Consider the following 21,329-nt stretch of genomic DNA (forward strand, 5'->3'; position numbering starts at 1 on the left):
CCTCAGCGGTGGCCGGACCAGACTCACTGCCCGCCGCTGAACATCACAAACTTGCCCATCATCATTGCGGCAAACTGTTGCGCCGGCATCTTCACGCCGTTGAAGTCCACCACGTCGTTGGCGTAATGCAGGCTGGAGACAATGTTGTCGCCCTCGACCTTGCCCACTTGCAACATGACCGCCATGCCACCGACCGATTCCGCTGCGCCCTGCGCCTGTTGCGCGATGGCGGCAGGGTCGGTCAGACCGGCAGACTTGGCACGCAGTGCGGCCAGGTCCTTGATCATCGGCTTGGAGAGCACCAGTTTGGCGTCAAGCTGAGTGAGCAACTGCTTGAGCAATTCCGCACCCGGCTGATCAAGCGCCGAAGGGTTGCCCAGGTCCATCGACAGGCTGAACTGGCTCTCGCCGCTGGCTGTTTTCAGCGAAAGCTTCTCCAGCTCGATGTGCGGCTTGGCGCTCAGCAGTTTGCTGACCTCGGCCTGCACCAGCGCCTCATCAGCCGGGCTCAAATGCGGCGTGTAGGTTTCACCCATTGCTGCGGCGGCCTGGGCTTGAGGCTGAACTTTCTCCTGATAGATCTTCATCAGCGCCTGGGTTGACGCGATGTCGAAATTGCCGAACTTCCAGAGCATCTGCATGGCGCCGATGTCGCTGCCGTTGAAGCTGATGTTGCCGACGTCATAGGTCACCTGAGCATTCAAGTTGCCTTCCACTTCCTGCAACAGGCTGGTGTTGACGAAGTCCTTGAGCTGAATGGCCGGTTGGCCCGCCGCCTGGAATGTCGCCGAGGCGATTTTCGCGTCGGTATGACCCAGGTAGAAACCCGATTTGCCCTTGGTGCCAACGGTGTTGAAGGTGAAGTCCTTGAGCGTCAGGTGCACAGGGCCTTCTTCGGAAGTTGCGGTGACGTCGACGCTGCCCAGTACACCGTTGGCTTCGAGCTTCTGGCCGTCACCCGAGCCCGAGGCATTCAGGGTGAAACCGGAAAACTTGAACGCGCCGGTCTGATCGGTGAATTCAAACGGCAGCAATTCAACACGACCCAATGCGGCGCGGTCGTACCCCATGCTGAAGTGGCCGGTCAGCGGCGGCTGGCCGTTGGTCATGGCAAACCATTTTTCGGAGAAGGCGTTCTTCTCGATCTGCATGTTGCTGGCGGCCATGACCGGCAGCAGTTGCAGCGATTTCACGCGGCTCCACGGCAATGGGCCGTGCTCGATGTTATCGACAAACAGCAGCTCGACCGGCTGACCGTCATTGAATTTGGGGTCCTGGATATTCAGCTTGTAGTGCGCAGTGCTGGTGAAAAAGTGGCGGTCCAGAGAAAGGAGCTCAACACTCGCCTTGCCTTCATGGCCGACAAACGCAGCTTGAAGCTGCTGATTGCCCTGCTGGATGGCGTCGTTGAGCGCGCCTTCCAGCCGTTTTCCGGTGTACCAGGCGCCTGCAGTGATAAGGACGCCCGCAACCACAATGACGCCTACGGCGATGTTGACTGATTTTTTCATGTGTCGACTCGAAGATGTCCGTTCTTGAAGAGAGGTCTTGCCTTCCTTGACCCCGGAGGGTTTCGGCGCCACACAAAGCGGCCGAGCAGCACCTTGCGCTGCCGAGAGCCCGGCGAGATTAGCACTTGGCGAGAACGTTTTGCAGCCGTTGCGCCTAGCCACGACGTTCGCCGAAGCGTTAGGCTGGACGCCAATTTGCTAACGGGATCGATGAGATGAGCGAAGTGCAAAAGCCCAAGGGTCCGGTCAAAGCGGTGATCTTCGACATGGACGGCCTGCTGCTGGACACCGAAGGCATCTATACCGAAGTGACCGACACCATCGCCAAGCGGTATGGCAAGACGTTCGACTGGGCCGTGAAGCAGCATTCCATTGGCCGCGGCTCTCAGGATTTCGCCGAATACGTGATCAGCGCGCTCGAGCTGCCGATGTCTCCCGAGGAGTTCCTGACCGTTCGCCAACCGATGCTGGACGAGCGCTTCCCCCACGCCGTGCCGATGCGTGGCGCCGAGGCACTGGTGCGGCATCTTGCCGAGCACAACATTCCGATCGCGGTGGGCACCAGCTCATCCCTTCACTATTTCCACGCGAAGACGAGCAATCACCGCGCCTGGTTCGAGCTGTTCAAAGACGTGGTGACGGCGGATCACGCCGAAGTCACGGCGGCCAAGCCGGCGCCGGATATCTTCCTGGCTGCAGCGCGCCACTTGGGCGTGGACCCGAAGGATTGCATTGTGTTTGAGGATTCCCCTTTTGGCGTCACCGCTGCCAAGACTGCAGGGATGTACGCCGTGGCCGTGCCAGACTCGCACATGCCGATCGAGCAGTACGCGCATGCGGACCTGATATTGGGTTCGCTGACCGAGTTTCCGCTGGAGGATTGGGGTTTGCCGGGGTTTTCCCGCTGATCACGCTATAGGTGTAGGAGCGCGCTTGCTCGCGATGAGGTTGGCACATCTGCCAAATCTCCCGCGCTCGAAAAGGCGGCTTCGCGAGCAAGCTCACTCCCACAGGGACGGTGTTTGCTGCACGCCACCGGCCTCACGTTCGCGGCAATCGCGTGATATTAACGCTACAGCCCCACCCTCAATTCCACCCCCAAAGCCCGAGCGAACGCCTTGACCAGCGGGCTTCGGGGGGCGTTGTGTCTCAGGATGAGGTTGACCGGTGTGCGTAGAAAGATCAGGTCGGGCCGCAGCACGCGCAGCTGGCCGTCGCGGATCAGATTGCGCGTGTAGTGTTCGGGGAGAAAGCCGATAAAGCGGCCGGTCAGGATCATCATGGCGACCGCTTCGACTTGCGAGGCCGAAGCGCACTGGCTGTCGTAATTGACGAAGCTCGCCTTGTCGCGATGAATCGCATAGCGATGATTCACGATATCGAATGCGCGCAGGCTGTCGATGCTCAGCGCGCTCTCATCCACTTCGAACAGCGGATGCCCTACTGCGCAATAGGCGTGGGAGGTCTCTTCGTACAGCTCGAAATAATCAAACTCTTCGCGCCGCTGATACACCGGCACGATGCCAAGACTCACGCGCCCTTCGACCATTGCGCGCTCGACTTCATCCAGTTGGGACGCTTGCAGTCGCAGTCTGACTTTGGGCGCTTCATCGTGCATTACTCTAAGCGCGGCAATGAGCGGCGAACTTTTATCGGTCAGGGTGTTATCAATTACGCCGACACTCAAATCGCCAATCAACTCATTCTGAGCTGAACTAATCCGGTCGCGAAAACTGTCCACCGAGGCGAACAGTTCGATAGCCGCCTGATAGACAAGCTTGCCTTCTTCAGTGAGATGAAACCCTTCCCGGCCTCGTGTACAGAGGCGCATGCCGATACGAATTTCGAGGTCTGATATCTGCTTGCTGATGGCTGCAAGGCCCACGTTCAGCTCGTTCTGGGCAGCACTGAAGCCACCGGCCTCCACCACCGCCTGAAACACCCGTAACAGCTTGAAGTCCATTCCGCTGAGAGTAAGAGGGGGGCGTATTCCCGGTTTAGGCGGCACGTTTCCAGAATTGGAAAGTGGAGTTTCCATAATGCTTATTGACCTCGCCTATTGGATTCAACAGGCTCTGACTCACAACAAATACGTGCCCGGTTGATAATAATGAACACAGAAAAACCTGATTGGCAACCGCGCACGCGGCACTCCGCTACATAGGCCGAAAGCGGATCCAACATCAAATAACCTGACACTTTGATCAGGACTTTAAATTCGTAACTGCCCTCTATCCAGGACGATTCCATGCTGCAGCAGCGGGCCTGCGTTGCGGCGGAGGCTGGGTAGGGTTGCCCAGATCAGGCAGGCGCGGTCTGCATACAGCTTCGGAGAGACACATGAATCAGAATCAGGCGGAGCAGCTGCAAGCCGAGCGCAGGAAGACCGAAAATGCGTTTGACATCACCCAGTACGAACACGTCCCACGCCGCTATTACGGGCGCATTTTCTTCGCGTCCCTGATCATTGTTGCACTCGCCGGCCTGGCCCGTGCGTTTGCCAACGGGCAGATCGAGTGGGGTTATATTGGCCAGTTCCTGACTTCAGAGGCCATTCTGTGGGGCCTGCTGAACACCATCATCATGTCGATTCTGGCGATGATCCTCGGGGTGGTGATCGGCGTGATCACGGCCATCATGCGCATGTCGGCGAACCCGATTTTGCGTTACGTCGCGATCACCTACACCTGGCTGTTTCGCGGCACGCCGCTGATTTTGCAGTTGCTACTGTGGTTTAACCTGGCGCTTATCTTCCCGGTCATCGGCATTCCCGGCGTGTTCGAGATCGATACCGTCAGCCTGATGACACCCTTCGTTGCCGCGCTGTTGGGCCTGAGCATCAATCAGGGCGCGTACACCGCGGAGGTCGTGCGCGCAGGCTTGTTATCCGTGGACACCGGTCAGTACGAAGCCGCCAAGTCCATCGGCATGCCGCGTCTGCAGGCACTGCGCCGGGTGATCCTGCCCCAGGCGATGCGCGTAATCATCCCGCCGGTCGGCAACGAATTCATCAGCATGGTGAAGATGACCAGCCTCGCCAGCGTCATCCAGTATTCCGAATTACTGCACAACGCGCAGAACATCTACTACGCCAACGCCCGGGTCATGGAGTTGCTGATCGTCGCGGGCATCTGGTATCTGGCGGTGGTGACTGTCCTGTCGTTCGGCCAAAGCCGGCTGGAGCTGCGTTTTGCCCGCGGCGCCGGCAAGCGTTCGTAAGTCAGGCCCAGGAGAGTGAACATGAGAAACATCGTCAAAGCCGTCGGCCTGAACAAATACTACGATCAGTTTCACGCCCTCAAAGACGTCAGCATTGAAGTCGAACAAGGCGAAGTCCTGTGCATCATCGGGCCCTCGGGCTCGGGCAAGAGCACCCTGCTGCGTTGCGTCAATCAGCTCGAAAAAATCGACAAGGGCGGTTTGTGGGTCGACGGCGAACTGGTGGGCTACCGCATCGTCGGCAACAAACTGCACGAACTGACGGATGCTCAGATCGCACGTCAGCGTTTGAGCACCGGCATGGTGTTTCAGCGCTTCAATCTCTTCCCGCACATGACCGCTTTGCAGAACGTGATCGAAGGCCCGATTCAGGTGCTCAAGCGCTCCCCCAAAGAGGCGAACGAAGAAGCCGCCGAGCTACTGGCCCGCGTCGGACTGGCGGACAAGCGCCACTCCTACCCCGTCGAACTCTCCGGCGGCCAGCAACAGCGGGTCGCCATCGCTCGCGCATTGGCGATGCGGCCCAAGCTGATGCTGTTCGACGAACCCACTTCCGCCCTCGATCCGGAGTTGGTGGGCGAGGTGTTGTCGGTCATGCGTGACCTGGCGCACAGCGGCATGACCATGATCGTGGTGACACACGAACTGGGCTTTGCCCGCGAAGTTTCCAACCGGATGGTGTTCATGGACGGCGGCCAGATTGTGGAGGCTGGCACCCCGGAAGACATTCTAATAAGCCCACAAAACCCTAGAACCCAAAGCTTCATTTCTGCCGTTCGCACTTAAACCAGAACAAACGAGAACGACCATGAAAAAGATCCTCATTCCCAGCTTGCTCGCCGGTCTGATGGCCTCCGCGTCGATATTTGCCGCGTTGCCCGCCAGCCTCAAGGAGAAGGGCGAAATCACCGCCGCCATCGTCCCGAATTACCCGCCGATGGATTTCAAAGACACCAGCACCAACACGCTGACCGGCCTCGATGTGGATCTCGGCAACGCCTTGGCCGAGCGCCTTGGCGTCAAGATCAAATGGCAGGAAACCGCGTTCGAGCAGATGGTCAGCGGCCTGGTAACCAAACGCTTCGATATCATTCTGTCGGGCATGACCGATACCGTCGAACGGCAGAAGTCGGTGACATTCATCGACTACTTCGCCAGCGGCCCACAGCTGTACACACTGACTAAAAACGCTGACCTGAATGAGCCGGTTGATTTGTGCGGCAAGAAAGTCGGCACCAGCCGCCGTACCACCTGGCCGGCGGAAATCGCGGCCTGGAGTAAAGAAAACTGCGAAGCGAACGGCAAACCGGCGATCATCGTCAGCGGCTCGGAAGGGTCGGCGGATGCACGCGCGCAACTGCGTCAGGGCCGACTCGACGCCGCGATGCAAGGCAGCGAAACCATTCCATACCTGATGTCTCAGGAGAAGGACACCTACAAGCCGCTTGGTCTGGCGATCTCGAAGCAGTTCACCGGTCTCGGCGTCAGCAAGTCCAACCCCGAACTGGCCGCGGCCATCGCCGAGGCGATGCAGGCGATGGTGGATGACGGTACCTACGGCAAGATCCTCAAGAAGTGGGAGCTGGAACAGGGCGCGGTGACCAAGGTCGGCATGAATCAGGGGCACTAGTAGACGGTCGGTCAGCAACGACCGCTCATGTGGGAGTGCCATACCGGTGCTCCCGCAAAGGATTACGCCAAGGCTCGAACAAGGACGGAAGAAACGACAGTGGCCACCTACTCCCTCGTCATCCGCCGGTTGATGATCTGCTCGCTGACCATCGTCATGAGCCGAGCGATGACCAGCCCGTTGCTGTCGCTGTTCCTCAGCACAAGATTGGGACTCAACCAGCAAGACGTCGGACTGCTGATGGGCATCGCGGTGTTCATCGCCACGCTGCTGGGGCTGTACGGTGGCTATGTCATTGACCGGCTGGAAAAGCGCAAATTGCTGATTCTGGCGATGCTGTCCAGCGCGGTCGGCTTCGCGCTCCTGACTTTCGCCCACAACGTCTATCTGACGACCCTCACGCTGGTGATCACTGAGACGGCGTCGGCGCTGTTTCTAATCGGCTCCAAAGCGATCATCAGCGAAAACCTGCCCATCGGGCAGCGCGCAAAGGTTTTCTCCCTGCGCTACACCCTCACCAACATTGGCTACGCCACCGGCCCAATGCTCGGCGTGGTCATCGCCGGGCACCTGCCACTGGCACCGTTTTTTATCGCCAGCGCCATCGCGTTCTGCAGCCTTTTTTTGATGCTCGGCATTCCGCGCACAGTGGCTGAAACCGAATACCTACCGCGCAGCTTTATCGACACCCTAGTCACGCTGAAAAACGATCGCACGCTGATCCTGTTCACGGGCGGCAGCTTGCTCAGCACCATCGTGCATGGCCGGTATACGTTGTACTTGTCGCAGTTTCTGCTGGTCACGCACACGGCAGAGCAGGCGCTGAAAATCTTGTCAGCCGTATTGGCGTGCAACGCGCTGACGGTCATTTTGATGCAGTACCAGATCGGCCGTTTTCTCAAGCGCGAGCAGCTGCCGTACTGGATTTGCCTCGGCACTGCATTGTTCGCGATCGGCCTTGTCGGCTTCAGTTTTGCCGAAACCACCCTGGCCTGGTGCGCCGCGATGTTCGTTTTTACGCTGGGCGAGATGATCATCTACCCCGCCGAATACCTGTTCGTCGACACCATTGCGCCCGATCACCTTCGCGGCAGTTACTTGGGTGCGCAGAATCTGGCGGCCTTCGGCGGAGCGTTAAGCCCGGTTATCTGTGGCTACTTATTGATCAATAGCCCGGCACCGACCATGTTTTACGTCCTCGCGTCCCTGACTGTGGTGGGCGGTACATTGTGCTTTCTGGCCGGGCGACACGCGAAGCTCACTCACGCTGACATCTCCCTCTGACCCTGCGCTCGGCCACATGCAGTTCCGTCAATTTGTCACTTTTCAAACGCTGCCCAAACAGGTGAGTATGTCCGGCCTAAAGCTGTCGGTCTGATCGGTCTTTACGAGACCCCTTGCGAGCCTGTCCCAGACTGTCCTGATTTCCACTTCCCCGACGAAAAGGATATCGAGCAATGAAATACCGCACCCTTGGCCAATCCGGCCTCCAGGTTTCAACGCTGACCCTGGGCTCCATGATGTTTGGCGTGCAGACCGGCACCGAAGAATCCCTGCGCATCATCGACAAGGCCTGGGATGAAGGCGTCAATTTCATCGACACGGCTAACGTCTACAACGCCGGCCGTTCTGAGGAAATCGTTGGCGAGGCCATCGCCAGACGGCGTAGCGAGTGGATCCTTGCCACCAAGGTCGGCAGCAGCTCGGGCAACACTGCACCGAACACCAGCGGTTTGAATCGCAAACACATCTTCAATGAAATCGAGTCCAGCCTGCGGCGTCTCGACACCGATTACATCGACATTCATTACCTGCACAAGGAAGACCACAACACGCCACTCGAAGTGACTGTGTCCGCCATCGGCGATCTGATTCGCGAAGGCAAGATCCGGTACTGGGGCGTGTCGAACTTCCGCGGCTGGCGTATCGCCGAGGTGGTCAACGTCGCTCAGCGCCTGGGCGTCGACAAACCAGTGATCAGCCAACCGCTGTACAACATCGTCAACCGCCAGGCCGAGCTGGAGCAGATCACAGCGGCGAAGTTCTACGGCTTGGGTGTCGTGCCCTACAGCCCGCTGGCGCGTGGCGTGTTGAGTGGCAAGTACGCCCCCGACGTAACGCCGGACAGCAGCACCCGCGCCGGCCGTCAGGACAAACGCATTCTGGAAACCGAATGGCGCAGCGAGTCGTTGCACATCGCTCAGAAACTGCAGGCGTATACCCAGGCCAAGGGCGTGGGTCTGGTGGAATTCGCTATCGCCTGGGTGCTGAACAATAAGGCCGTGACGTCTGCCATTGTCGGGCCGCGTACCGAGGACCAATGGGACAGCTACACCAAGGCGCTCAGCGTGAATATCACTGCCGAGGACGAGGCGTTCATCGACTCCCTTGTGACACCCGGACATGCATCCACGCCAGGTTTCAACGATGTGCAGCATTTCGTGACAGGCCGTTATACCTGATACCGATCGACTGGGAAGCCAGCCTCAAGTGCTGCAAACGAAGTCCGTAAGCGAGGCTGGACATCGCGGTCCCAATCCCGATTGATGGCAGTACCTGCACGCGCAATCCCTTGTAGAATGCCGCGCCGAGATTGCCTGCCTGCCAGACTTGTATCAAAGTTTGACAAGGCCACAACGGGTCTCTAGTGTTCCATTGGATCCAATAACTGTTCAGCTGAAGAAGATCAAGCATGCGCAGGACTGAGAAAGAGCAATTTCTGCGGGAAACCTTGGGTGATGAGCAGCCGCCTGCGCATCTGGCCCGTACCGTCATCGAAGAAAAGCTGCGCAGCGCCATCCTTGAAGGACGTCTTCCGGCAGGGATCGCCTTGCGCCAGCAAGAGCTGGCGACGCTTTTCGGTGTCAGTCGCATGCCCGTTCGCGAGGCGCTGCGGCAGCTGGAAGCTCAATCGTTGCTGCGTGTCGAAACCCACAAAGGTGCGGTCGTTGCCCCGTTGATCAACGAGGATGCAACGGATGCCTATGCGTTGCGCATCCTGCTGGAGTCCGAGGCCCTGCGACAATCAATCCCGCTTCTGACCGCCGAAGACATCAGCATGGCGCGTGGGTACATCGAACAGCTCGAGGTCGAAACCGACTACAGCATCATGGGCACGCTCAACCGTCAGTTCCACATGGTGCTGTATTCCAAGGCCCACAATACCCGCCTGCTCAAATTGGTCGAGGACGGCTTGAATGAGGAAGAGCGTTTCCTGCGATTCAATCTCAAGCAAATGAACCTGGGCAAGGTATCCCAACGCGACCACTACGAATTGCTGGAAAGGGCTGGAGCGGGGGACGTGGAAGCCACAGTCGAGGCGCTGACTCACCACTTGAACCGTGGTGTTGAGGCTATTAATGCCTATTTGAGCGTCCGCAAGGCCGAAGAGGCAAAACCTGCAGCGGCCTCACGAAAGCGCGCCGTCACCCAGTGACATTCACTGCTGTTTTTTAATCTCGACCTTGCGCGCCACTGCCTGATTGGCCGAAAAGCACAAGGGATCAACGAACGCCGTTCATGACGGCGTATGCGCCGAAGGACCCGGCTCCACGGTTATGACGCCTTTTCAAGGCTCGGGGAAGCTGAGTGCACGCCGAAAAGAACAAATGGCTGATGGTGGTCAATTCCGGACAACCCGTCAGAACACGCCTGATTTGCTTCCCTCATGTCGGAGGCGATCCGGAGTACTTTCGTGACTGGTCCGAAGGTCTTGCCGATCACATCGAGCTGGTAACGCTGCGCCTGCCGGGCCACGGCAGCCGGCTCAAGGAAACGCCCTACGATCAATGGGCACCCTTGCTGCAAGACACCTTCCTCGCGTTGCAGCCCTACCTGAGCGAACCCCATGCGTTTTACGGCCACAGCTTCGGCGGCCGGGTCGCTTATGAAATGGCCAGACTGGCGCAGAATCACTACCCGAGTCTGACACGTCATTTGTTCGTTTCCGGCTGCCGCAGCCCTGACAGCCGACAACCCTGGCCGTATTTGCACACGCTGCCGCAAGACGATTTCATTCAGGCGCTAATCAGGTTAGGCGTGGTCCCGAACACTTTCGCGCAGGATAAAAAACGCCTGAAGCTGCTGGAGCCTGTCGTGCGCAGCGATGTAAAGCTGTCGGAGATCTGGTCACACTGCGCGGACGAGGGCCTCGATATTCCGTTGACCGGTCTGTACGGCAGCGATGATCCGGTCGCTACGGCCGCAAGCATGATGAAATGGCGTGAGTTCACTCGGCGGGAATTTGAGCTGATCGAAGTGCGCGGCACTCATGACTTTCTCAGCTCGCAACGCGACCGTCTGCTGCACATCATCAATACGCACCTCGGTTTGCTGGGCGGCTGAGCCGCCCTCTCCCACTGCATCGACTCTTACGCCCCCCCCTTCCAACCTCTCCTACGACTAAAGCCGGCCGCGCCACGCTTGGGCCGAGCGCCGCTAATGCACCTATCGTGAAACTTGGCCGTCGTTACGCGGTGTACCGTCGTGTTCAGGCAAACTCGAACAACGAATCGGTCTGCAGCTGGTTCAGGACAGCAGTTCTCATGGAGCGGTAAAAGGAGCATTGCCCTGGGCGGAGACATTGAAGTTAAACCCTGAATGTCGCCCAAACCAAAAAATCTCAAAAAGTGTATTAGCCCAATAAAGCGCAACGCTGAACGAGGTATTCGTTCATTCATTTCAATTCTGGCTCTAATAAGTCGGAAGGGTTGCGCTCGCCCCAATAAAACTTTATTCAAAAGTTTTATTGCCTTCTCTCGCGTCAGATTTATATACGCCTTTAATTATATTAAAAAGTATTTGCGAAACCATTTGAAACTGTTCTAACGTTTTCTGGCCGCCAACGCTTGTGGGCCATTCGCCCACAAACGCTGGTCATCGAGGGCATAGACCACGTGAGCATGCCTTCTTAAATCCTGCACGACTGTTGACCATTAACGAAGTAACGTTCTCAGCCTCTTATTGCCAGATAGTTACGGGAGTCCATTTCAGCCGCTCTTATACGGGCACTTAAGACGACCGCTAATTGCGGCAATTAAAAGAGCTTGTGACGCACTAAATCTCATCAAGGACGTAAAAATGGATCTGTTAAAACAGAAACTTATCGCAAAGAAATCAGTGCTCAGCGCGCACCCGATTTTTTCCGAAATTGATTCACTGCACACCCTGCAGCGTTTCATGGAGGTGCATGTGTTCGCGGTCTGGGACTTTATGTCACTGACCAAACGGCTGCAGCAGGAACTCACCTGCACGCAGCTCCCCTGGCTGCCGCCGCGAGACCCGAAGGCAGCGCGGCTCATCAACGAAATCGTGTTGGGTGAGGAGTCAGATGACAGGCCGGGCCGCCACGATCATTACAGCCACTTCGAGCTCTATCTGGACGCCATGCGCGAGATCGGCGCAAGCACGGCGCGCATTGAGCATTTCGTCGAACTGTTGCGCGAAGGCATTCACTACAAAACAGCGCTCGACAGCGTTGGCGCAGGACGAGCTGCCACTTATTTCGTACGGGATACGCTCGACATCGCGTTGAATGCGCCGGCGCATTGCGTTGCTGCCGCGTTCCTGCACGGTCGCGAGAGCGTTATCCCACAGATGTTCCAGCGGATTCTCGACGACTGGGGCATCACAGCCGACAAAGCACCGACCTTTCGCTACTACCTGGAGCGCCACATCGAAGTGGACTCCGAAGACCATGGGCCGGCTGCGGAATCGCTGCTGGCCAGGCTAGTCGCGGGCAGTGAACAGCACCAGCGCGAGGTGTATGCCGCCGCCATCGCCGCAGTCGAGAGTCGCATTGCGCTGTGGGACGCCCTTCGCCTAACCATGCGCGAACCGGCGCGGGAAGTCAGCGCATGAGCCATTCCCTCCTCCCCCACCGACTCGATACCCACACAAGGACGCCATCATGAAAGCCGAAGACTACCTGTCATTCGTCGATGCATGGGAAGGCCGCGCGACGATTCGGACACGCCCGCGCCGCATCGTCGAAAACGACGAAAAACTGATCTACCCGCTCAGCCGTCAGCCACTGGTGCTGAGCGAGACGTTCACTCGCGAATGCGCCCATCTGCGCGATCTGGCGCTGGTGCAGAGCCTGTACAAGTTCATCAACGACGTGGTGATTTTTGAGACCGAAATCGTCGACAAGACCGCCCGAAGCATCGCCAAAGACAATTTCGCGATCCGCTTTCCTTTCGCCTGCCGATACGACGCCATGACCGTGGTCGTCGATGAGGATTACCACGCGCTGGTGGCAATGGACTTCATGCAACAAACCATTGCCTTGACCGGCGTCCAGCCGATTTCATTGCCGGAGGAAATCGAACTCAGCCGGGCCATCCCCGCTGCACTGGCATTGGCGCCGGACCACCTGCGCAGCGCGGTCGAGCTCATCTGCGTGGCGATTGCCGAGAACACCGTGACCAACGACGTGGCCGCGTTCGCCAAAGACGACACGGTGAAGCAGTCCGTCAAAGGCCTTATGGCGGACCATCTGCTCGATGAAGGGCGGCATTCCGGCTTCTGGTCGCGTCTGGTGAGAATCTACTGGCACGCAGCGCCCCAACAGGACAAGGAGGTTATCGCGCAGATCCTGCCTGTGTTCATTGCTCAGTACTTGACCAATGACATCCAGAAGTCATTTGACTTCGTGCTGATCGACAGCCTGCCGGTCGCCGAGCCTATCAAGCAGGCTTTAAGGGAAGAAACGCAGGCGATGTGCTTCCCGATCAATCGCCACCATCCGCTGGTGGGCAACATCATGCGCTTCTTCACCGCCAGCTCAATGCTCGACTCCCCCTGTGTCCAGCACGCCCTTGCCGACTATCTGCCGGCAGGAGGCTTGCAATGAAGCGCCAGGAGATTGTGCTTATCGGTCACAGCCAGGCGATGAGTGAACTGAGTGCAGAGCTTGACGCCCACGGCCATCTGATTCACCACCTGCGCGATCAGGCCACGCTGGAGCTGAGCAAGGTGAAGGACGCGTCAGTCGTCATTGAAGACGGCACACTCGACGTGCCCCATGCCGGATTGGACGCATTTGAGGCAGCCGTGCATCTCGGGCTCCGGGTAGGCCTGACACCGGTGGGTGAGCGGGCACTGCCTGAGCTGGAAATAGTGTGCTGGCTCGGGACGGCTACAGCGCAGCGCCTGATCGCACGCCATGCCGTGGTCGCCACTTCTTCCGGCAACGGATGCGTGTTGCGGGACGCGGCGGTCGCGACGCTGGTCGACAACGTAGCGATGCTGGTCAGCCGGTTCTCGCGTGATACCGAGTATTTCGCCCGCGCTGAGCGCATCGATCCGCCGCAAAGTGAGCGCCAGGACAGCCTGCTACGACTGGACCGGCTGGCCTTCGAGCACTGCTTCAACTTCACTGCGGCGCCAGAGTTACTGCGCATTGCCGAGCAGACACTGGTCGCACGTCTGGATCGGAGCTTTAGCGAATTCGCGGGGCGCACGGCGCTTAGTATCGACGGTGAGCGCATCAGCTATGACCAACTCCGCGCACACGGCGTCGCGATCCAGGCGCAGATTCAGGCCATGCTGCCGCGCGCTTCAGTTGAACCGGTGGTGATTGGTATTTGTATGCCGAAATCTGCGGCGCTGTTCGCCGGGATACTTGCCATTCTGGGCAACGGAGCGGTGTATCTGCCGCTGGATCCCAGCCAGCCTCTCCAGCGTCAGCAGTACATCCTCGAAAACGCGCATGCCTGTTTACTGTTGCACGATGGGACTCACCCGCTGGCGGGGGTTGCTGTGCCGGGGCTGGATATCAGCCACATCGAGATCGTGCCGACGGCGCAGTCGTTGATGCGCTATCGCCCGGAGACCGACGCGCCGTGCATGGCGCTCTACACCTCAGGCACGACCGGACACCCAAAAGGCGTGATGCTCAGCCAGCGCAACCTGAGCCACTTCACGGCCTGGTACGCCCACTATGTCGAGCTGTCCGAACACAGCCGGGTGCTGCAGTTCTCGACGCTGAGTTTTGATTCGTCGGTCATCGACATATTCCCCACGCTGCTCAGCGGCGCGGAGCTGATCGTGGCGAACGACGATCAGCGTCGTGATCCGCTGCAACTGTTCGAGCTGCTGGATCAGAATCTCAGCCACGCATTTCTCCCGCCCGCTTTGTTGAGCATCCTGCCGATCGATCGACCGCTGAAGCTCAAGCACTTGTGCACCGGCGGTGATGTCTGCGAGCCCTATGTGATTGAACGCCTGGCAGCGCAGTGTCACTTCCATAACCTGTACGGCCCGACCGAGGCCACGGTGTTGATCACCGCCGGACGGTTTCAACCCGGCGGCAGCAACCGCAACCTGGGTCGCCCGATCGCCAACAGCCAAGTCCTGATTCTCGACGAGGATATGCAGCCCGTCGCAGACCGGACGCCCGGCGAGCTCTACATCGTCGGTCCAGGCGTGTGCCTGGGTTACATCCACAACCCTGCGCTCAACGATGAGCGCTATGTGCATGTCGCGCTGGGTGACGGCCAAAGCGTGCGCGCCTATCGCACCGGGGACATCGGCAGATGGACGGACGATGGTATCGAATTGTCCGGGCGACGTGACAACCAGGTGAAGATCCGGGGATTCAGGGTCGAGCCTGAGGAGATCGAACATTGCCTGCGCGACAGTCAGCTGTACCGCCAAGTCGCAGTCGTGATTGATGACCAGCGACGCATCCTGGCTTTTCTCGCGCAGCCCCACGGCGTAGAACCCGACGCGGCTCGGCATTTGCTCAAGGACCATGTCGCCGCTTTGTTGCCCGACTATATGCGGCCGACCGCCTACACAGAGCTGGCGAGCATGCCGTTTGCCAGCAATGGCAAGGTCGATCGCAAGGCGCTGTTGCAGCTGCCAGTGAACATGCTGGAGCAAGCCCCACGCCGTTTGCCCGATACAGAAAACCAGAGGCTTCTTCTTACGTTGTGGGCCGATCTGCTTGAGCTTCCGCCCGACGAGATATCAACCGACGAGAGCTTCTTCAACCTGGGTGGCCACTCGATTCTGCTGTCGCAGATGCTGCTGGGGATTCGCGAAGGGTTCGGCCGCAGCATTCCGATCAACCGTTTCATCGAGGCACCCACGCTGACCAATCTGGCGTCACTGCTCGACAGCAACGGCACCACCTCATGGACTGTCAGCCCGCAAACACTTCTGGATGCATCGGCTCCCTTCGAGCTGCCGGTACTGCCTGTGGAGCGCATGGGGGACGTCCATAAAGTCATCGTCACTGGCGCCAATGGTTTTCTCGGTGTTCACATCGTCGAAGCGCTGTTGGCGTGGGGCGCAACCGAGGTCGCCTGCCTTGTACGTGAAAGCGCAGGGATGACGGCGCAGGATCGCTTTATTCAGGCACTGCGCGAAAACCGTCTTGAGCATCTGGATCTGGCGCGAGTGCGGATTTATGCCGCCGACGTCAAGCAGCCACAGCTGGGGTTGAGCAACGAGGTGTATGAGCGGCTTGATCGCGAGTTTGGCGCGCTGGTGCATAACGCCGCCAACGTCAACCACGTCCAGGATTACGAGACCCTGGCCAAGGATAACGTCGAGCCGATCTTCGAATGCCTGAAGCTATGCGAAGGGCGCAGCAAGAAGGTGTTCAACTTCGTGTCGACGCTTTCAGCCTCGAGCGCCGTCGGGGCTGACGGTAGCGTTCTCGAAGCGCCTGCTGCCGAGACACCTCCCATCTACATCAAGAACGGCTACAACCTCTCCAAGTGGGTCGCCGAGCGCATCCTGGAGCGAGCCCGTGACCGAGGCGCGTGGGTGAACATCTACCGGCCCGGTAACATCGCATTCAACAGCACGACCGGTGTCTGCCAGCCGCACAAGAATCGCCTGATGCTAATGCTCAAGGGTTCGATGCAACTGGGCCAGGTCCCGGATTTCTCCATGAGCTTCGACTTGATGCCTGTCGATTTTCTCGCCCGATTCATAGGCTTTCACGCCAGCCGTTATCAGCCAGCCCACGCAGTGTTCAACCTCCATAACCCGGAGCCGTTGAGCTGGAGCAATTACGTGAGCGCGTTCCGTGAAGCGGGCAGCGGTTTCGAAATGGTCAGCGTCAGTGAGTGGCAAACCCAGTTGAAACGCGTGGACAGCGAGAACGCTTTATTCGGCGTGCTCGGCTTTTACCTCGACGGGTTGGAGGAAGACATCGGAGACATATCAATGATCGCGTATCAGAACGCCCATGCGGGTGTTCAACGAATGGGCGAATGCTACCCCCCGAAAACCCCGGCGCTGCTGCGCAAGGGCTGCGAGTACCTGAAAGAGATTGCTTTCATCTGATACACCCCAACGCAACATCCCCTTAAGTTATGGAGAACAACATGAACGCCATTCGACCGCTCAACACTCTTGGCTGCCTTTCGCCCGATACGCTGATCACCAATCCCGCTGGAGCACCGGTGGTGTCTTCAATATCGATAAACGCCCCAGCGGGTGAGGTCTGGAAGGTCGTAGGCGATTTCGGTGGTTTCACGCAATTCATTCCGGCGCTTGCGAGCATCGAAGTAATCGGTAACGGTCCTGGCTCGGTACGTTACAAGAAATTCAAGGAGGGCAATCTTGTGGTTGTCGAGCAACTCAACTCACACGACGATGACGCGATGGCTATGACGTGGACAACTATTTACAACAATCTTGGCGTCAGCAAGCTCTGGGCCTCAATGACGGTTGTCCCCAAGGATAGTGCCAGCTGCATTGCGGCCTGGACCATCATTGCTGAGCCTACAGATGACAACCCGATGAGCGCTGAGGGCTTCAGAGAGTTTTTGCAGGGCTTTGCTGATGGTGCAATGAATAACGTGCCATTGCTGTTTGAGCGATAGGGCCGTTGACGGCGACGCGCCCGCTGAGCTTGTTCATCGGCAGGCTTTAAACGACAAAACCCCAGTCTGCGGATGCAGACTGGGGTTTCGGAATTCAATCTTGACGATGACCTACTCTCACATGGGGAAACCCCACACTACCATCGGCGATGCACCGTTTCACTGCTGAGTTCGGGATGGGATCAGGTGGTTCCAGCACTCTATGGTCGTCAAGAAATTCTGTGGCCGATCCGTTACTGACGTAACGTTCCAGCGAAAATGTAAGACCTTCACTTAAAACAAAACCCCATCTGCTTTCGCAGATGGGGTTTCGGAATTTAATCTTGACGATGACCTACTCTCACATGGGGAAACCCCACACTACCATCGGCGATGCATCGTTTCACTGCTGAGTTCGGGATGGGATCAGGTGGTTCCAACGCTCTATGGTCGTCAAGAAATTCGGGTACTGACTCGTCCTCTCGAACGCTTCAGCAAATCGGGTATGTGATCAAGGTACAGCTTGTGTGTTCGCAAACTTTCGTCTTCATGCGTCTTCACACACCGCAACCTGCTGTCTCTCTGCAGATTGCTTGGGTGTTATATGGTCAAGCCTCACGGGCAATTAGTATTGGTTAGCTCAACGCCTCACAGCGCTTACACACCCAACCTATCAACGTCGTAGTCTTCGACGGCCCTTCAGGGAACTCAAGGTTCCAGTGAGATCTCATCTTGAGGCAAGTTTCCCGCTTAGATGCTTTCAGCGGTTATCTTTTCCGAACATAGCTACCCGGCAATGCCACTGGCGTGACAACCGGAACACCAGAGGTTCGTCCACTCCGGTCCTCTCGTACTAGGAGCAGCCCCTCTCAAATCTCAAACGTCCACGGCAGATAGGGACCGAACTGTCTCACGACGTTCTAAACCCAGCTCGCGTACCACTTTAAATGGCGAACAGCCATACCCTTGGGACCGGCTTCAGCCCCAGGATGTGATGAGCCGACATCGAGGTGCCAAACACCGCCGTCGATATGAACTCTTGGGCGGTATCAGCCTGTTATCCCCGGAGTACCTTTTATCCGTTGAGCGATGGCCCTTCCATACAGAACCACCGGATCACTAAGACCTACTTTCGTACCTGCTCGACGTGTCTGTCTCGCAGTCAAGCGCGCTTTTGCCTTTATACTCTACGACCGATTTCCGACCGGTCTGAGCGCACCTTCGTACTCCTCCGTTACTCTTTAGGAGGAGACCGCCCCAGTCAAACTACCCACCATACACTGTCCTCGATCCGGATAACGGACCTGAGTTAGAACCTCAAAGTTGCCAGGGTGGTATTTCAAGGTTGGCTCCACGCAGACTGGCGTCCACGCTTCAAAGCCTCCCACCTATCCTACACAAGCAAATTCAAAGTCCAGTGCAAAGCTATAGTAAAGGTTCACGGGGTCTTTCCGTCTAGCCGCGGATACACTGCATCTTCACAGCGATTTCAATTTCACTGAGTCTCGGGTGGAGACAGCGCCGCCATCGTTACGCCATTCGTGCAGGTCGGAACTTACCCGACAAGGAATTTCGCTACCTTAGGACCGTTATAGTTACGGCCGCCGTTTACCGGGGCTTCGATCAAGAGCTTCGCGTTAGCTAACCCCATCAATTAACCTTCCGGCACCGGGCAGGCGTCACACCCTATACGTCCACTTTCGTGTTTGCAGAGTGCTGTGTTTTTAATAAACAGTCGCAGCGGCCTGGTATCTTCGACCGGCATGAGCTTACGGAGCAAGTCCTTCACCCTCACCGGCGCACCTTCTCCCGAAGTTACGGTGCCATTTTGCCTAGTTCCTTCACCCGAGTTCTCTCAAGCGCCTTGGTATTCTCTACCCAACCACCTGTGTCGGTTTGGGGTACGGTTCCTGGTTACCTGAAGCTTAGAAGCTTTTCTTGGAAGCATGGCATCAACCACTTCGTGTTCTAAAGAACACTCGTCATCAGCTCTCGGCCTTGAAACCCCGGATTTACCTAAGATTTCAGCCTACCACCTTAAACCTGGACAACCAACGCCAGGCTGGCCTAGCCTTCTCCGTCCCTCCATCGCAATAACCAGAAGTACAGGAATATTAACCTGTTTTCCATCGACTACGCTTTTCAGCCTCGCCTTAGGGACCGACTAACCCTGCGTCGATTAACGTTGCGCAGGAAACCTTGGTCTTTCGGCGTGGGTGTTTTTCACACCCATTGTCGTTACTCATGTCAGCATTCGCACTTCTGATACCTCCAGCAAGCTTCTCAACTCACCTTCACAGGCTTACAGAACGCTCCTCTACCGCATCACTTGCGTGATACCCGTAGCTTCGGTGCATGGTTTGAGCCCCGTTACATCTTCCGCGCAGGCCGACTCGACTAGTGAGCTATTACGCTTTCTTTAAAGGGTGGCTGCTTCTAAGCCAACCTCCTAGCTGTCTAAGCCTTCCCACATCGTTTCCCACTTAACCATGACTTTGGGACCTTAGCTGACGGTCTGGGTTGTTTCCCTTTTCACGACGGACGTTAGCACCCGCCGTGTGTCTCCCATGCTCGGCACTTGTAGGTATTCGGAGTTTGCATCGGTTTGGTAAGTCGGGATGACCCCCTAGCCGAAACAGTGCTCTACCCCCTACAGTGATACATGAGGCGCTACCTAAATAGCTTTCGAGGAGAACCAGCTATCTCCGAGCTTGATTAGCCTTTCACTCCGATCCACAGGTCATCCGCTAACTTTTCAACGGTAGTCGGTTCGGTCCTCCAGTTAGTGTTACCCAACCTTCAACCTGCCCATGGATAGATCGCCCGGTTTCGGGTCTATTCCCAGCGACTAGACGCCCTATTAAGACTCGCTTTCGCTACGCCTCCCCTATTCGGTTAAGCTCGCCACTGAAAATAAGTCGCTGACCCATTATACAAAAGGTACGCAGTCACCCAACAAAGTGGGCTCCCACTGCTTGTACGCATACGGTTTCAGGATCTATTTCACTCCGCTCTCCGCGGTTCTTTTCGCCTTTCCCTCACGGTACTGGTTCACTATCGGTCAGTCAGTAGTATTTAGCCTTGGAGGATGGTCCCCCCATGTTCAGACAAGGTTTCTCGTGCCCCGTCCTACTCGATTTCATTGACAAGAGATTTTCGCGTACAGGGCTATCACCCACTATGGCCGCACTTTCCAGAGCGTTCCGCTAATCTCAAATCAACTTAAGGGCTGGTCCCCGTTCGCTCGCCACTACTAAGGGAATCTCGGTTGATTTCTTTTCCTCAGGGTACTTAGATGTTTCAGTTCCCCTGGTTCGCTCCATACACCTATGTATTCAGTGTAAGGTAACCATCTTATGATGGCTGGGTTCCCCCATTCAGACATCTCCGGATCACAGTCTGTTTGCCGACTCCCCGAAGCTTTTCGCAGGCTACCACGTCTTTCATCGCCTCTGACTGCCAAGGCATCCACCGTATGCGCTTCTTCACTTGACCATATAACCCCAAGCAATCTGGTTATACTGTGAAGACGACATTCGCCGAAAGTTTGCATTTCACAAACTTTACCTTAGCCTGGACACGCACCAGTGAAAGAGGTGCCCAGTCTATATTTCAATCACATACCCAAATTTTTAAAGAACGATCCAGTCAAAAGACCAGAAATCAACACTCATCATCCCAGCGGATGGAGCGCTCATTTCTAAGCTTTCAGCAATCAGAAGCAGTTATGGTGGAGCCAAACGGGATCGAACCGTTGACCTCCTGCGTGCAAGGCAGGCGCTCTCCCAGCTGAGCTATGGCCCCATAACAAAATTGGTGGGTCTGGGCAGATTCGAACTGCCGACCTCACCCTTATCAGGGGTGCGCTCTAACCAACTGAGCTACAGACCCAATTTCGAGCTTGTAACTGTTAGCGTGAGCTATCAGCTTGGAGCTTAAAGCTGCTTCTATCGTCTTCTTCAATGAATCAAGCAATTCGTGTGGGAACTTGCGAAGAAGCTGAGTCTTCGATTAAGGAGGTGATCCAGCCGCAGGTTCCCCTACGGCTACCTTGTTACGACTTCACCCCAGTCATGAATCACACCGTGGTAACCGTCCTCCCGAAGGTTAGACTAGCTACTTCTGGTGCAACCCACTCCCATGGTG

14 protein-coding genes, 2 tRNA genes and 4 rRNA genes (1 of these 20 running past the window's edge) are annotated in these 21,329 nt (G+C 57.1%); 12 read left to right on the forward strand and 8 right to left on the reverse strand.

Features of this window, described 5'->3' with window-relative positions; all coding sequences use genetic code 11:
- Window positions 1-23: 23 nt before the first annotated feature.
- On the reverse strand, window positions 24-1,511 hold the full coding sequence (locus FX982_RS06830) for a YdgA family protein (protein WP_172610099.1): 1,488 nt from the start codon (window positions 1,509-1,511) through the stop codon (window positions 24-26).
- Window positions 1,512-1,726: 215 nt separating this feature from the next.
- Here FX982_RS06830 and FX982_RS06835 point away from each other — a divergent pair, with 215 nt between their 5' ends.
- Window positions 1,727-2,419: an HAD-IA family hydrolase gene (locus tag FX982_RS06835; RefSeq protein ID WP_172610100.1), complete on the forward strand. Its 693-nt coding sequence runs from the start codon at window positions 1,727-1,729 to the stop codon at window positions 2,417-2,419.
- A 164-nt stretch (window positions 2,420-2,583) separates the two neighbouring features.
- Here the strand turns inward: FX982_RS06835 and FX982_RS06840 are convergent, their stop codons facing one another.
- Window positions 2,584-3,549: a LysR family transcriptional regulator gene (locus FX982_RS06840; RefSeq protein ID WP_172610101.1), complete on the reverse strand. Its 966-nt coding sequence runs from the start codon at window positions 3,547-3,549 to the stop codon at window positions 2,584-2,586.
- A gap of 302 nt (window positions 3,550-3,851) precedes the next feature.
- Between FX982_RS06840 and FX982_RS06845 the strand changes: the two genes are divergently transcribed.
- The 11 genes from FX982_RS06845 (at window position 3,852) to FX982_RS06895 (ending at window position 17,204) form a co-directional block, all read left to right on the forward strand.
- Window positions 3,852-4,730, forward strand: coding sequence for an amino acid ABC transporter permease (locus FX982_RS06845; RefSeq protein WP_122536719.1), 879 nt, complete (start codon window positions 3,852-3,854; stop codon window positions 4,728-4,730).
- Window positions 4,731-4,751: 21 nt separating this feature from the next.
- Window positions 4,752-5,516 carry an amino acid ABC transporter ATP-binding protein gene (locus FX982_RS06850; RefSeq protein ID WP_172610102.1) on the forward strand — a complete coding sequence of 255 codons (765 nt, stop codon included), beginning with the start codon at window positions 4,752-4,754 and terminating at the stop codon, window positions 5,514-5,516.
- A gap of 22 nt (window positions 5,517-5,538) precedes the next feature.
- Window positions 5,539-6,360: an ABC transporter substrate-binding protein gene (locus tag FX982_RS06855; protein WP_172610103.1), complete on the forward strand. Its 822-nt coding sequence runs from the start codon at window positions 5,539-5,541 to the stop codon at window positions 6,358-6,360.
- A 99-nt stretch (window positions 6,361-6,459) separates the two neighbouring features.
- Window positions 6,460-7,644, forward strand: a complete 1,185-nt coding sequence (locus FX982_RS06860) for an MFS transporter (RefSeq protein ID WP_172610104.1) — start codon at window positions 6,460-6,462, stop codon at window positions 7,642-7,644.
- A gap of 173 nt (window positions 7,645-7,817) precedes the next feature.
- Window positions 7,818-8,822 (forward strand): aldo/keto reductase, encoded by a 1,005-nt coding sequence (locus FX982_RS06865; protein WP_172610105.1) that lies wholly within the window; start codon window positions 7,818-7,820, stop codon window positions 8,820-8,822.
- 230 nt (window positions 8,823-9,052) lie between these two features.
- Window positions 9,053-9,796, forward strand: a complete 744-nt coding sequence (locus FX982_RS06870) for a GntR family transcriptional regulator (RefSeq protein WP_172610106.1) — start codon at window positions 9,053-9,055, stop codon at window positions 9,794-9,796.
- Between the two features lie 152 nt (window positions 9,797-9,948).
- On the forward strand, window positions 9,949-10,704 hold the full coding sequence (locus FX982_RS06875; protein WP_172610107.1) for a thioesterase II family protein: 756 nt from the start codon (window positions 9,949-9,951) through the stop codon (window positions 10,702-10,704).
- A gap of 735 nt (window positions 10,705-11,439) precedes the next feature.
- Window positions 11,440-12,219 carry a DUF3050 domain-containing protein gene (locus FX982_RS06880; RefSeq protein WP_172610108.1) on the forward strand — a complete coding sequence of 260 codons (780 nt, stop codon included), beginning with the start codon at window positions 11,440-11,442 and terminating at the stop codon, window positions 12,217-12,219.
- 49 nt (window positions 12,220-12,268) lie between these two features.
- Window positions 12,269-13,213 carry a diiron oxygenase gene (locus FX982_RS06885; RefSeq protein WP_172610109.1) on the forward strand — a complete coding sequence of 315 codons (945 nt, stop codon included), beginning with the start codon at window positions 12,269-12,271 and terminating at the stop codon, window positions 13,211-13,213.
- Window positions 13,210-16,662, forward strand: coding sequence for a non-ribosomal peptide synthetase (locus tag FX982_RS06890; protein ID WP_172610110.1), 3,453 nt, complete (start codon window positions 13,210-13,212; stop codon window positions 16,660-16,662). Before FX982_RS06885 ends, FX982_RS06890 begins: the two co-directional genes overlap by 4 nt.
- 41 nt (window positions 16,663-16,703) lie before the next feature.
- Window positions 16,704-17,204: an SRPBCC family protein gene (locus tag FX982_RS06895; RefSeq protein ID WP_254074879.1), complete on the forward strand. Its 501-nt coding sequence runs from the start codon at window positions 16,704-16,706 to the stop codon at window positions 17,202-17,204.
- Window positions 17,205-17,302: 98 nt separating this feature from the next.
- On the opposite strand, the gene rrf (FX982_RS06900) is transcribed toward FX982_RS06895, so the two are convergent.
- From rrf (FX982_RS06900) to FX982_RS06925, 6 genes are all read right to left on the reverse strand, one after another.
- Window positions 17,303-17,418, reverse strand: a 5S ribosomal RNA gene (rrf, locus tag FX982_RS06900).
- Window positions 17,419-17,525: 107 nt separating this feature from the next.
- A 5S ribosomal RNA gene (rrf, locus tag FX982_RS06905) occupies window positions 17,526-17,641 on the reverse strand.
- 146 nt (window positions 17,642-17,787) lie between these two features.
- Window positions 17,788-20,678, reverse strand: a 23S ribosomal RNA gene (locus FX982_RS06910).
- A 233-nt stretch (window positions 20,679-20,911) separates the two neighbouring features.
- Window positions 20,912-20,987, reverse strand: a tRNA-Ala gene (locus FX982_RS06915).
- Window positions 20,988-20,997: 10 nt separating this feature from the next.
- A tRNA-Ile gene (locus FX982_RS06920) sits at window positions 20,998-21,074 on the reverse strand.
- Window positions 21,075-21,195: 121 nt separating this feature from the next.
- Window positions 21,196-21,329: ribosomal RNA gene (locus tag FX982_RS06925) — 16S ribosomal RNA — on the reverse strand (it continues 1,403 nt past the right edge of the window).
- The 16S, 23S and 5S rRNA genes sit together here with 2 tRNA genes alongside, the layout of an rRNA operon.

Source organism: Pseudomonas graminis, assembly GCF_013201545.1.
In the GTDB taxonomy this organism is placed as follows: domain Bacteria; phylum Pseudomonadota; class Gammaproteobacteria; order Pseudomonadales; family Pseudomonadaceae; genus Aquipseudomonas.